The organism is Mycobacterium simulans (assembly GCF_900232995.1).
GTDB lineage: Bacteria > Actinomycetota > Actinomycetes > Mycobacteriales > Mycobacteriaceae > Mycobacterium > Mycobacterium simulans.
Map to the genome: position 1 here is coordinate 2,413,376 of NZ_OCVX01000003.1, position 12,807 is coordinate 2,426,182.

A 12,807-nucleotide genomic window follows, 5' to 3' on the forward strand; every position below is an offset into this window, starting at 1 on the left:
ATTGAGGAGGCTGCTCATGGCTGCTGGGAAGGCCGGGACGCGCATGGTTAGGCGTTGGCGCCGCAATATGGAGGTGCGTGACGACGCCGAGTACGTGGAAACGCTCGCCACACTGTCCGAGGGGTCTGTGCGGCGAAACTTCAACCCGTACACCGATATCGATTGGGAGTCACCGGAGTTCGCTGTCACCGACAACGATCCCCGGTGGATTCTCCCGGCGACCGACCCGTTGGGCCGCCATCCCTGGTACCAAGCGCAGACGCAGGAACGCCAGATCGAGATCGGAATGTGGCGCCAGGCCAACGTGGCCAAGGTGGGGTTGCACTTCGAATCCATCCTGATCCGCGGCCTGATGAACTACACGTTCTGGATGCCCAACGGCTCCCCGGAATATCGGTATTGCCTGCACGAATGCGTTGAAGAGTGCAACCACACCATGATGTTCCAGGAGATGGTCAACCGGATCGGCGCAGACGTTCCCGGGATGCCACGGCGGCTGCGCTGGATCTCCCCGTTGATTCCGCTAGTGGCCGGGCCTTTGCCGGTCGCGTTCTTCGTTGGCGTACTTGCCGGCGAGGAGCCGATTGACCACACCCAAAAGCAGGTTCTCCGCGAAGGCAAGTCGCTGCATCCGATCATGGAGCGGGTGATGGCCATCCATGTGGCCGAAGAAGCGCGACACATTTCGTTCGCTCACGAGTACCTGCGTAAGCGGTTACCGAATCTGACTCGGACGCAGCGGTTCTGGATCTCGCTGTACTTTCCGCTGACTATGCGGAGCTTGTGCAATGCCATCTTGATTCCGCCCAAGGCATTCTGGGACGAATTCGACATCCCGCGTGAGGTCAAGAAGGAACTGTTCTTCCGGTCGCCGGAATCGCGAAAGTGGTTGCGCGACATGTTCGCCGACGTCCGCATGCTCGCCTACGACACCGGCTTGATGGACGGCCGTCTTGCCCGGCTGATGTGGCGGATCTGCAAGATCGACGGAAGGCCTTCGCGGTACCGCAGCGAGCCGCAACGCCAACACTTGGCGGCCACGCCGGCCGCATAACGTCCTACGAGTTCTTTTATGCCGCACGTTATTACGCAGTCCTGCTGCAATGACGGGTCCTGCGTCTTCGCTTGCCCGGTGAATTGCATCCACCCGACTCCGGACGAGCCGGGCTTCGCGACGTCGGAAATGCTCTATATCGACCCGCTGGCCTGTGTGGACTGTGGTGCCTGCGTGAGTGCCTGTCCGGTCGGCGCGATCGCACCCGACAGCCGGCTGGATTCCAAACAGCTGCCGTTCGTTGAGATTAACGCCTCGCATTACCCAAAGCGGCCCGCCGACGTGAAGCTGCCGCCGACCTCGAAATTGGCCCCGGTGATTCCGGCCGCCGAGGTCCATGCACACCGTGACCCGCTGACGGTGGCCATTGTCGGCTCCGGGCCCGCAGCGATGTATGCCGCCGATGAGTTACTGGTCCAGCATGGGGTGCGGGTCAACGTCTTTGAGAAGCTGCCAACACCCTATGGACTGGTCCGCGCCGGGGTTGCGCCGGATCACCAGAACACCAAGAAGGTCACCCAACTGTTCGACCGCGTCGCCGGGCATCGACGCTTCCGGTTCTATCTCAACGTCGAGATCGGGAAGCACCTGAGCCATGCGGAACTGTTGAGCCACCATCACGCCGTGCTGTACGCGGTGGGTGCGCCCGATGACCGCCGACTCGATATCGCGGGTATGGGTCTCCCGGGTACCGGGACCGCCACTGAATTGGTCGCGTGGATCAACGGACACCCCGACTTCACGGATCTGCCTGTCGATCTCAGCCACGAACGCGTCGTGATCATCGGCAACGGCAACGTCGCCCTCGATGTGGCGCGGGTGCTCGCCGCGGACCCCGACGACCTCGCCCGCACCGACATCGCCGATCACGCGTTGCGCGCGTTGCGCGTATCGGCGGTCCGTGAGGTGGTGATCGCGGCCCGGCGCGGGCCTGCCCACTCGGCGTTCACTCTGCCCGAATTGCTCGGACTCACGGGCGCGTCCGACGTTGTGCTCGACGCCGTCGATCACCAGCGGGTACTCGACGACCTGGCGTCCGCTTCCGACCCGGTGACCAGGAACAAGCTGCAGATCTTGAGCGGCTTGGGCATTGCTTGTGAGGGGGCCACGGCGCCCACCCAAAAAATCGGGCGCCCGCGGATCCGGCTGGCGTATCAGCTCACGCCGCAACGCGTCCTCGGTCAGCAACGGGCCGGCGCCGTGGAGTTCGTGGTCACCGGTACCGATGAGGTGTGTCGGCTCGACGCCGGCCTGGTACTGACGTCGATTGGCTACCGCGGCAAGCCGATCCGCGATCTCCCGTTCGACGAAGCGGCGGCGATAGTCCCCAACGACGGCGGTCGGGTTGTCGACCCGGACACCGGCCGGCCGGTGGTTGGCGCATACGTTGCCGGCTGGATCAAGCGCGGTCCGACAGGGTTCATCGGCACGAATAAGTCGTGCTCTTTCCAAACCGTTCAGGCTCTAGTCGCCGACTTCAATGCGGGCAAGCTGACCGCTCCGGCGGCGCAACCGGCGGAGCTAGAGAAGCTGGTGCACGCTCGCCAGCCCGACGGCGTCGACTCCGCCGGATGGCGCGCTATCGACGCCGCCGAGGTGGCGCGCGGCCGTGCCGACGGCCGGCCGCGCAACAAGTTCACCGATGCTGCCGAGATGCTCGCGGCAGCGGCTCCCGTACCGCAGGCGCCGCCGCTACGACGGCGCCTGCTGGCCCGGTTGCGTGAGCAGGTCGCGGGTTAGCTACTCGACTGCGCAGACATGGCCGCTTGGATTTCCTCCATGCTGACCTCGCGCACCGGCTGTCCCAGCGACCAGTGGTGGCCGAATGGATCTTCAAGCACCCCGTAGCGGTCGCCCCAGAACTGGTCCTCCAACGCCGCCACCACGGTGGCGCCGGCGTCCACGGCACGCTGGAACTTTGCGTCGACGTCGGTGACCGTCAGGTGGATGGTGACCGGAGTTCCGCCCAACGACTGCGGGGTCATCGATTTGCCGCCGCACATCTCGGGGAAGTCGTCGTTGAGCATGACTGTGAAGCCGTTGATGCGCACCGCCGCGTGGATCAGCTTGCCATCGGGACCGGGCACGCGCCCTAGTTCCTCGGCGCCGAACGCCTTGACATAGAAATCGATGGCTGCGGCGGCGTCGCCGACGACGAGGTGGGGGATCACTGCGGGTTCGACGTTGATCGCCATGACGGTCTCCTTAACTGTTGGTATCCCGGACGGGCTCACGGGTATTGACTGCGGCGACGACGGAAAGTCATCGCCACAGCGCCATTCAATCTCGGGGCACCGACAATTTTCCGCCGGAGGAGCGTGACCACGGTTGAGAGCGCCTCCTGGCACCGACGCGGGGTGCCGGCGCCGGGAGGTCGGAACTGTCTGTGCCGGGGTGGCCGGCAAGGGCGGTGTCGGCAACCGTACCGTGACTAAACCGTCTCCAAGCTGTCTCTAAGCCGTCTCTAACCGAAAACGTTCCCGTCACGACACGAGAAATTTTCCGTGTCGGCACGAATACGCTTCTGTCACGGACCACCCGAATTCTTGATTGGGCCTCCGCGACGGCAGACATGTTCGCTTCACGGATATTGGCCAACCAATGCAAACGGTGTGATGAGTCCTGCCGCGAGCCGATCTGCCGCCCTCCCGGCCGACCGGGCTGGACGACAGTTTGTACAAACTGTGTACAAATTGCGCGTGCTCGACCGCGCAAAGGTTGTTGGTGACCAATAGGTCTTGCGGACCAGTAGCCCCGGTCCAGCTATTTGCAGATGGCGACTATGTACCAGCTAGAGCAGCGATTTATCCCGCAGGTCGGTCTGTTGGCGAACATCGGCGATACGACGAATTCCGTCAATCACACTGTGCGGCAACTCAGCTCGTCCGCAGTACGCAGCGAAACCCAAAGGTCGTGGCGCGTCGGTATTTTGCCCGGCTCACGAGCCGCAGCGACTATGTCGGAGCTCCAGCTTACTTGGGCCGCGACTGCCGCCCCGGCGCTGCACCGCGCCTGTGGTTTCCGCGCCCTGGCGGCGCGCGTTTTGAACAGCGCACAAGTCGCGACCAACGCCGGAAATCGATCAACTACGCGTATTGACAATGCCTTTCCTGCAGGTCGAACATTCGCTCCGACCAACGACCTATCGCGAACAGCCGCACAAGGAGAATCGATGCGCTACGCCAGGGGTATCGGCCGGGTTGGTGCGCTAGCAGTTGTCCTGGGGGTGGGAGCGGCGATAAGCATCCCTGCGGTCGGTTATCCGGCGCCGGGGGATTCGGGCTCCGCAACCGGAGATCCGCGGGCGAAGCCATCGTCGCCGTCGGCTGAGGCTTTCCCACTGGGCACCTCGCCGCAGATCGACCCCAACGAACTCTTTGCGGCCCTGCTGGAAGCCTTGGCCGCGATACGAAACGGGATTGTGCCTATCGTCTTCAACCGCACTCCCGTCGCGACCCCGCAACAAGTCAGCGTCCCCCAGGGCGGCACCGTAGGCCCGGTCGCGTTTACTGCCTTCGACCCCGACGGCAACAGGATGACTTTCAGGGTGCGTGAGCGCGGTGTGCCTGGTGGACCCCAGCATGGCGTCGTGCAGGTAGACCAACAAACCGCCAGCTTCACCTACACGGCCGATCCGGCTTTTGTCGGAAGCGACACCTTCACCGTGGCCGTCAGCGATGACACCAGCCTTCACGTACACGGCCTGGCGGGATATTTAGGTCCGTTCCATGGGCACGACGACGTCGCCACCGTGACCGTCTTCGTGGGCGCGACCCCGACCACGACAATCAGCGGTGACTTCAGCATGTTGACGTACAACATCGCGGGGCTGCCCTTCCCGCTGTCCAGCGCAATTCTGCCGCGCTTCTTGTACACCAAACAGATTGGGCAGCGGCTCAATAACTACTATGTCGCGAACGTCCAGGAGGACTTCGCTTACCACGATTTTCTGGTCAAGAAGTCCCAGATGCCCAGCCAAACACCGCCCGAGCCGCCCACCCTGCTGTGGCCCATCGGGGTGCCCTTCTCCGATGGGCTCAACACTCTCGCGGAGTTCAAGGTGAAGAGGCTCGATCGGCAGACGTGGTGGCAATGCTCGGCCGACAACTGCCTCACCTTGAAGGGCTTCACCTACAGCCAGCTGCAAATGCCGGGAGGTGAAACGATCGATCTCTACAACTTGCATACGAACACGGGCGGTGGGGTGTTCACCAACGACAACCTTGCGCAGATCACCAACTACATCCAGCAGAACTCCGCTGGTCGCGCGGTTATCGTCACGGGCGACTTCAACGCCCTGTACTCGGACGACCAAAATGCTCTCCTTGCCTTTGCCACGAACAACTCACTCACCGACGCCTGGGTGGAAGTGCAGCACGGCCCAACCACACCGCCCTTCGCGCCAGTCTGCCAAGTGGGTAACGAGTGCGAGCTGCTCGACAAGATCTTCTATCGAAGCGGGCAGGGAGTGACGCTGCACGCCGTCGCGTACAGCAACGAAGCGCCAAAGTTTCTCAATTCCAAGGGAGAGCCGCTATCGGATCACAGCCCTCCAGTGGTCGGGTTCCACTACGACGTCGACAATGTGGGGCTTTGACAGGGAGTGCGGCCTCAGGCGGTGGTGAGAACCCGATCCCACCCTTCGACGGATTCCGGGCGGCGCGGGCCCGGTCCCACATAGATGGCCGACGGCCGGACGAGTTTGCCGAGCCGCTTCTGCTCGAGAATGTGGGCGCACCACCCGGCGGTGCGGCCGCAGGTGAACATGGCCGGCATCATCTTCGCCGGCACCCGGGCGAAGTCGAGGATGACCGCGGCCCAGAACTCCACATTGGTCTCGATCGCGCGGTCGGGACGACGTTCCCGCAGCTCCGCCAAGGCCGCCTGCTCCACCGCTACGGCGACCTCGTAGCGCGGTGCGGCCAACCGCTCGGCGGTCGCTCGCAGCACCCGTGCCCGGGGATCCTCCGCACGATAGACCCGGTGTCCGAATCCCATCAGTTTCTCGCCGCGATCGAGGATTCCCTTGACCAGGCCGCGGGCGTCGCCAGTCCGCTCGACCTCCTCAAGCATCGGCAGGACGCGGGCCGGAGCCCCGCCGTGTAGCGGACCGCTCATCGCCCCGATCGCCCCGGACAGCGATGCAGCAACGTCGGCGCCGGTGGAGGCGATCACCCGCGCGGTGAACGTCGAGGCGTTCATGCCATGTTCGGCGGCCGATACCCAGTAGGCGTCGATGGCCTCGATGTGCCGTGGGTCTGGCTCACCCTGCCAGCGGGTCATGAAACGTGCTGTGACAGTTGGGCATTCATCGATGATTCGCTGCGGGACCGCGGGCTGGTAGATTCCGCGGGCGGATTGCGCGACATAGGACAGCGCCATCACCGAGGCCCGGGCCAGTTGGTCGCGCGCTGTGTCGTCGTCGGTATCGAGCAGTGGTGCGTAGCCCCAGATGGGAGCCAGCATCGCCAAACCGGCTTGGACGTCGACGCGCACATCGCCGGTGTGGATCGGCAGCGGGAATGGCTCTGCGGGCGGCAGCCCGTTGCCGAACTTTCCGTCGACGAGCAGCGCCCACACGTCGCCGAATGTGACCCGCTGACTCACCAGATCCTCGATGTCGACGCCGCGGTAGCGCAGCGCGCCGCCGTCCTTATCCGGTTCGGCGATTTCGGTGGTAAAGGCCACCACGCCTTCGAGGCCGGCGACAAAATTTTCGGGGACCACAGTCATGGGCAAATTCTCGCACCTCCCCTTCGGGGCCACGCTGGCGGCCGGTAGCCACCCCGGTAGCGTGGACGCGGTGGCAGGACCAGACGATTTGCGTGCGGCCAGCGGGTTCGTCGAGAAGGACGGCAGCCCCGACCTGGACACGGACTGGCTCGCCGATGGTTGGCTTGCGTTGTTGCGCAAGTGGATTGACGACGCCGAACGCGCTGGGCTCGCCGAGCCCAATGCGATGGTGCTGGCCACCGTCGCCGACGGCAGGCCGGTCAGCCGATCGGTGTTATGCAAGGGCGCGGATGAGACCGGGATCACCTTTTTCACCAACTATGACTCGGACAAGGGTGCCGAACTGGCTGCGACGCCATACGCGTCGGCAACTTTCCCCTGGTACCAACTCGGGCGGCAGGTGCACGTCCGCGGCCCGGTGAGCCGGGTCGACCCGCAGGTGACTCGGGACTATTGGGCCAAGCGGCCCCGCGGCTCCCAGCTCGGTGCCTGGGCGTCGCATCAGTCGCGGCCGATCGCGTCGCGCGCGGTGCTGCTCGGTCAGCTCGCCGAGGTGACCGCACGTTTCGCCGACACAGAACAGGTGCCGGTGCCCCCCAACTGGGGTGGCTACCTCATTGCGCCTGAGGTGGTGGAGTTCTGGCAGGGCCGGGAAAATCGGCTGCACAACCGGATTCGGGTCATCGGCGGTCAGGTCGAGCGCTTGCAGCCCTGACGGACCTCAACCCGTCTTCCGGTACACGAGCCACCGCATCTCGATCGGGCATTCCTCCGGATCCACGTCGAACACGTCGATGCCGGTGATCCAACCGGCATACCAGCTCGTGGGCGGCCAAGCACCTTCGGGTAAGTGGGCTTTTTCGTACTCGTGCACCGAGTCGTCGGCAACCAGCTCGAGGGGTAGTTGGGCTGCTGCAGTTGACACTTCGGGCCACGTGAAAATGCTTGTATACATCTGCTCCCCGAGTTCGCGCGCGGCCTGGTCCGGCGTGTACTCCGGCTGCGCTAAGAAGGCGTTGAACACCAGGCGTCCGTCAGGCGCCAGACAACGGGCGGCGAGTTCGAATAGGCTTCGCAGCTCCTGCGTGCTTCGGAATTCCGGCACCACCTCAGAGAGCACAATCAGTCGATAGTCCTGCCGCAGATCATCCGTCGTAGAGAAGATGTCGCGCTGCAGCACTCGCACCTCGAGCGATTCCCGTTCGGCGTCGGAGCGGATCATCTCTGCGAACTTCGGGGTCAACTCCGCCACGTCGACCGGGTGCCCACGTCGCGCCAAGGCCAGGGCGTTGCGCCCAGTTCCTGCGCCAATTTCGAGGATCCGATGCGTTCTGGGATCCGCCGCCTCGTTCGCCAGCGCCCACACGCGAGCATCCGGTTGGGTACCGAACAGTGGCGGCTCCCGGGTCGCAATCCAATCGTGGTAGGTCGCGGCTATCGTCTTCCATTCGGCTCGCATGGTGTAGTTCAGCGTCGGGCCGATCGGGGCGTCGTACGAAATAGTGACGGTCGAACGCTGTGAGGACGCGTAGGCCTTCGCCAACTGGCCCTCAATCACACTCCTGAGATGGGCGAGTTCCTCGGCGTTAAATCTGCTGCCGACGGCCGCGAACACCTGGTCACACATCGTCACGTACTCGTCGATCATGCTCGGAACGGCGGGCAGCGTGATATTCCCAGTGGCCACCGAGCGGCGAAACAATCGCCGGGCCATGGATTCCCGTAGCCGCCTCGAATCAATCAACGGAGACTTCCTTGGTTGCTCGGTGAGCGCGCTCGGCTCCGCCGGCCCGTCCTGTGGCTCCTGTTCCGGAAGGCGGTTGTTACTGGCCTGGTGCGGCTGGTGTTGTGGTTCGATGCGCGGTGAGACTGGCCCGATCGCGCTCACGACGTGCGGCATGAAGCGGTCGCGAAGTTCGATCGCGACGCGCTCGACATCCGGAGCCAGGGGATACATGTGCCGGTACTGCAACACCTGCTTGCCGATGAGGCCGAGGCGCTCGGGAAACGATGGGATGCGCTGCGGGGCCAGCAGCGGCTCGTTGAAAGGTGGCCTGTCGCCGCGTTGGAACTCGAACGCCGCGCTCGTTCGTGGCACTTGTGCGCGGCTGCTCGCCCGTCCGCCCCAATGGAGGATCGCTTGATTCCACGCGAGCAAGCTGCCGGCGCGAGCGGGCAGGGCGCGGATATCTTGTGGCTTCTCGACCTTGGTGTTGTCAGGTCCGTCCCAGACGCGGCGGCGGAAGCGCTCGTCGCGGTGGGCGGGCAGCACGTAGATGCAGCCGTTGAGCGGCGTCGCGTCGGAAAACGGCAGCCATACCGTGAGCGAATGCGGCGAGTTGTCTGCTTCGAGCGTCGGCTGAACGCGGTCGCGGTGCGGCGCGAAACCGGACGCCTGTTCGGAGGCGGCCAAGTGCCACACCCAAAAATCCGGGAGCGCGACATAACCTTTCCCGAGCGCGGCCTCGATGAATCGGGAGACGCCTTGGAACGCGAGCCAGAATTCGTCGTAGACGAACGCGAATGCCAGCGGAATACCTTCCCGGTGCAGCGTCGCAATGCAGTCTCGGAGCGGCTCGAACACCGACTGCTCCAGCACGCCCGGCACATTGACGTAGCCCTCGGTGCGGAGCTGTTCGACCAGCTCATCCACGTCACTGATGTCGGACGCCGGCGGGTCAAGCCAGCCGTCTACGTGCAGAGTGGGGCAGAGCGTCCGCCAATGCTCGAGGCGCCCTACGTCGAGGGACGCAAGGGGCGTGGTCGACACGCGCACAGCTTTGCATGTTTGGCAAGGCCTGTGTAGTGAATCCTGCGGATCAGCTCGACATTCGGCCCCTGCGCGGGGCTCGGTTTCCGTCCACGCACACTTCGCTAATAGGTTGAGGAGGCGGCGGACTCAATCCGTTCGTGATCGGGCTTGGTCGTTGGCCGCTCGGCCGTCATTCCTCAGCGAGCGCCGAGGATGATCACAGACCCCCCCCCGGGCAGGCGCCCCGCCGCGATAACGACTACCTTCACCTATACGCACGCAGTGCGGGCAGCCATATCAGTACAGCGCAAAGGGGTTCTCGTGGCCGAAACCGACGACACCGCCACCCTCCGCTATCCGGGGGGCGAGCTCGACCTGGAGATCGTGCGCGCCACCGAGGGAAACGACGGCATTGCGCTCGGCCCACTCTTGGCGAAGACCGGTTACACCACGTTCGACGTCGGTTTCGTCAACACCGCTGCCGCCAAGAGCTCGATCACTTACATCGATGGTGATGCCGGCATTCTGCGGTATCGCGGCTACCCGATTGAGCAGCTGGCCGAGAAATCGACCTTCATCGAGGTCAGCTACCTGCTGATCTACGGCGAGTTGCCGAATACCGACCAGCTGGCCGAGTTCACGCACCGGATCCAGAGGCACACCATGCTGCACGAGGACCTGAAACGGTTCTTCGACGGCTTCCCGCGCAATGCGCACCCCATGCCGGTGTTATCCAGCGTGGTCAATGCGTTGAGCGCCTACTACCAAGACGCCCTGGACCCGATGGACAACAACCAGGTAGAGCTGTCGACCATCCGCCTGCTGGCCAAGCTGCCCACTATCGCCGCGTATGCCTACAAGAAGTCGGTCGGACAGCCGTTCCTGTACCCGGACAACTCGCTGACGCTGGTGGAGAACTTCCTGCGGATGACCTTCGGGTTCCCCGCGGAGCCTTACCAGGCCGATCCCGAGGTGGTGCGGGCGCTGGACATGCTGTTCATCCTGCACGCGGACCATGAGCAGAACTGCTCGACGTCGACGGTGCGACTGGTGGGTTCGTCGCGGGCCAACCTGTTCACCTCGATCTCGGGCGGTATCAACGCGCTGTGGGGCCCGCTGCACGGTGGGGCTAACCAGGCGGTGCTCGAGATGCTCGAGCAGATCCGCCAGAGCGGCGATGACGTTAGTGAGTTCGTCCGGAAGGTGAAGAACCGCGAGGCCGGCGTCAAATTGATGGGCTTCGGCCACCGCGTCTACAAGAACTACGATCCTCGCGCGCGAATCGTCAAGGAGCAGGCCGACAAGATCCTCGCCAAGCTCGGCGGCGACGACGACCTGCTGAACATCGCCAAGGGACTAGAAGAAGCGGCGCTAACCGACGACTACTTCATCGAACGCAAGCTCTACCCGAACGTCGACTTCTACACCGGGCTGATCTACCGGGCGCTGGGCTTCCCGACCCGGATGTTCACGGTCCTGTTTGCGCTGGGCCGGCTGCCCGGCTGGATCGCGCACTGGCGTGAGATGCACGACGAGGGTGACAGCAAGATCGGACGTCCGCGCCAGATCTACACGGGTTACACCGAGCGCGACTACACCACGATCGACGCGCGGTAGGCCCGCTGGGCAGCTCACGAGCGTGCGTGTTCGTACGACGACACGCCGTAATAGGCGTACATTTGCGCACCCTCGCCGCCAAGAAAGTACCTACAGCGAAGCCAGCACGGCCATCGCGGCATTGTGACCGCCGATCCCCGACACCGCCCCGCCGCGGCGGGCGCCCGAGCCGCACAGCATGATCCGTTCGTGCTCGGTTGCTACCCCCCACCGCCGCGCTGGGGTATCGAGCGGGTCGTCGTCTTCGGCGAACGGCCAGGACAATGCGCCGTGGAAGATGTTGCCTCCGGTCATCAGCAGGGTGCGCTGCAGGTCCACGGTGGTGGTGGTCTCGCTGCAGGGCCGGCCGTTCACATCGGGCATCAGGACATCCTGAATCGGTTCGGCCAGAACCGAATTCAGCGATCCAAGCACCAATTCGGTGAGCCTCTGGCGTAACAAGTCGGCGTCGATGTTGCCGAACACCGAGTGTGGTGTGTGGAAGCCGAAAACCGTCATCGTCTGCGCGCCCGAGTCGCGCAGCTCCGGGGACAGGATGCTCGGATCGGCCAGCGAATGACAGTACGCCTCGCATGGCAGTGGATCCGGTAACTGGCCGCTAGCTGCCTGTGAGTAGGCGGTGTCCAGCTGGTTCCACGTCTCGTTGACGTGGAAGGTCCCGGCGAATGCCTGCGCTGCGGTGACGCTGTCGTCGCGCAACCGAGGCAGGCGTCGCACCAGCATATTCACCTTGACCTGCGCGCCCGGGGCAAGCGACGGTTCGGGCTCGTTGAGCAGGCGGGCCAGCATCGCCGGTGTGACACCGGCCAGAACGAACCGGCCTCGCACGCGATGTTCGTCGTCGCCAGTGCGGTAACGTACTTCACCATCTGGATCGACAGCGAAAACGTCAGCGCCGGAGGTTATTTCGACGCCGTAGCCGGCAGCAGCATCGGCCAGGGCAGAGGTCAGGGCCCCCATGCCACCGACTGGAACCTTCCACTCACCGGTACCTCCACCGAGCACGTGATACAGGAAGCAGATGTTCTGCGTCAGCGACGGCTCGTTTAAGTGGGCGAATGTGCCGATCAGCGCGTCGGTAGCGATCACGCCGCGGACCAGGTCATTGCGCACCGCGGCGGTAATGGCGTGCCCGATCGGCTCATCGACCATGAATTGCCAGGCAGCGGCAGCGTCGGGATCGCCGCATTCCAGTACGTGCCGGCGGGCCTGTTCGCGGGTGCACAGCGGTTCCAGCATCGTCGGCCAGAGCCGCTCGGTCACCAGCCGGCAGCGTCGGTAGAACGCGGCGAATCCGTGCTCATCACCGGCAGCGCCGATCGAGGCGAACGTGTCGGGGCGTCCGACGAGCAGTCCTGAGCGCCCATCCGTCGCAGGGTCGGGCGTGTACGACGAAAATTGCCGCCGAGCCAACCGCATCCGAGCGCCCAGGTCGTCGACAATGCGGGACGGCAACAAGCCGACTAGGTAGGAATACCGTGACACCCGGACGTCGATGCCGTCGAAGGGCTCCGCCGACACCACGGCTCCGCCGACGTGATCCAGCCGTTCCAGCAACCGGACGCGCAGGCCCGCCCGGGCCAGGTAGGCGGCCGCGACCAGGCCGTTGTGGCCGCCGCCAACGACAACTACGTCGAAACTCATACCGGGT

Annotated in this window: 9 protein-coding genes and 1 pseudogene; 5 read left to right on the forward strand and 5 right to left on the reverse strand. The window is 64.3% G+C overall.

Features of this window, described 5'->3' with window-relative positions:
- Window positions 1–16 precede the first annotated feature (16 nt).
- Both MSIMFI_RS11750 and MSIMFI_RS11755 read left to right on the forward strand, forming a co-directional pair.
- The gene (locus tag MSIMFI_RS11750; RefSeq protein ID WP_191497331.1) at window positions 17–1,054 is read left to right on the forward strand and encodes an AurF N-oxygenase family protein; all 1,038 of its coding nucleotides are present in this window, start codon (window positions 17–19) and stop codon (window positions 1,052–1,054) included.
- Window positions 1,055–1,072: 18 nt separating this feature from the next.
- Window positions 1,073–2,794, forward strand: coding sequence for an FAD-dependent oxidoreductase (locus MSIMFI_RS11755; protein ID WP_191497332.1), 1,722 nt, complete (start codon window positions 1,073–1,075; stop codon window positions 2,792–2,794).
- Here MSIMFI_RS11755 and MSIMFI_RS11760 read toward each other — a convergent pair.
- Window positions 2,791–3,249: a VOC family protein gene (locus MSIMFI_RS11760; protein WP_191497333.1), complete on the reverse strand. Its 459-nt coding sequence runs from the start codon at window positions 3,247–3,249 to the stop codon at window positions 2,791–2,793. The genes MSIMFI_RS11755 and MSIMFI_RS11760 overlap by 4 nt on opposite strands.
- A gap of 977 nt (window positions 3,250–4,226) precedes the next feature.
- Here MSIMFI_RS11760 and MSIMFI_RS11765 point away from each other — a divergent pair.
- On the forward strand, window positions 4,227–5,651 hold the full coding sequence (locus MSIMFI_RS11765; RefSeq protein WP_191497334.1) for an Ig-like domain-containing protein: 1,425 nt from the start codon (window positions 4,227–4,229) through the stop codon (window positions 5,649–5,651).
- A gap of 14 nt (window positions 5,652–5,665) precedes the next feature.
- On the opposite strand, the gene MSIMFI_RS11770 is transcribed toward MSIMFI_RS11765, so the two are convergent.
- Window positions 5,666–6,787, reverse strand: a complete 1,122-nt coding sequence (locus MSIMFI_RS11770; RefSeq protein ID WP_186244592.1) for a citrate synthase 2 — start codon at window positions 6,785–6,787, stop codon at window positions 5,666–5,668.
- A gap of 70 nt (window positions 6,788–6,857) precedes the next feature.
- Here MSIMFI_RS11770 and pdxH point away from each other — a divergent pair, with 70 nt between their 5' ends.
- A complete protein-coding gene (pdxH, locus tag MSIMFI_RS11775) occupies window positions 6,858–7,502 on the forward strand; it encodes a pyridoxamine 5'-phosphate oxidase (protein WP_396820199.1) in 645 nt (214 codons plus the stop codon).
- A 6-nt stretch (window positions 7,503–7,508) separates the two neighbouring features.
- Here pdxH and MSIMFI_RS11780 read toward each other — a convergent pair whose 3' ends face one another.
- Together MSIMFI_RS11780 and MSIMFI_RS29245 are read right to left on the reverse strand one after the other, a co-directional pair.
- A complete protein-coding gene (locus MSIMFI_RS11780; RefSeq protein WP_191498152.1) occupies window positions 7,509–8,501 on the reverse strand; it encodes a class I SAM-dependent methyltransferase in 993 nt (330 codons plus the stop codon).
- A gap of 402 nt (window positions 8,502–8,903) precedes the next feature.
- Window positions 8,904–9,563, reverse strand: a pseudogene (locus MSIMFI_RS29245) (phytanoyl-CoA dioxygenase family protein); the annotation flags it as partial.
- Window positions 9,564–9,860: 297 nt separating this feature from the next.
- On the opposite strand from MSIMFI_RS29245, the gene MSIMFI_RS11790 reads away from it, so the two are divergent.
- Window positions 9,861–11,156 carry a citrate synthase gene (locus MSIMFI_RS11790; RefSeq protein ID WP_085249022.1) on the forward strand — a complete coding sequence of 432 codons (1,296 nt, stop codon included), beginning with the start codon at window positions 9,861–9,863 and terminating at the stop codon, window positions 11,154–11,156.
- Between the two features lie 90 nt (window positions 11,157–11,246).
- Here MSIMFI_RS11790 and MSIMFI_RS11795 read toward each other — a convergent pair whose 3' ends face one another.
- Window positions 11,247–12,800, reverse strand: coding sequence for a phytoene desaturase family protein (locus MSIMFI_RS11795; protein ID WP_191497336.1), 1,554 nt, complete (start codon window positions 12,798–12,800; stop codon window positions 11,247–11,249).
- Window positions 12,801–12,807: the final 7 nt, after the last annotated feature.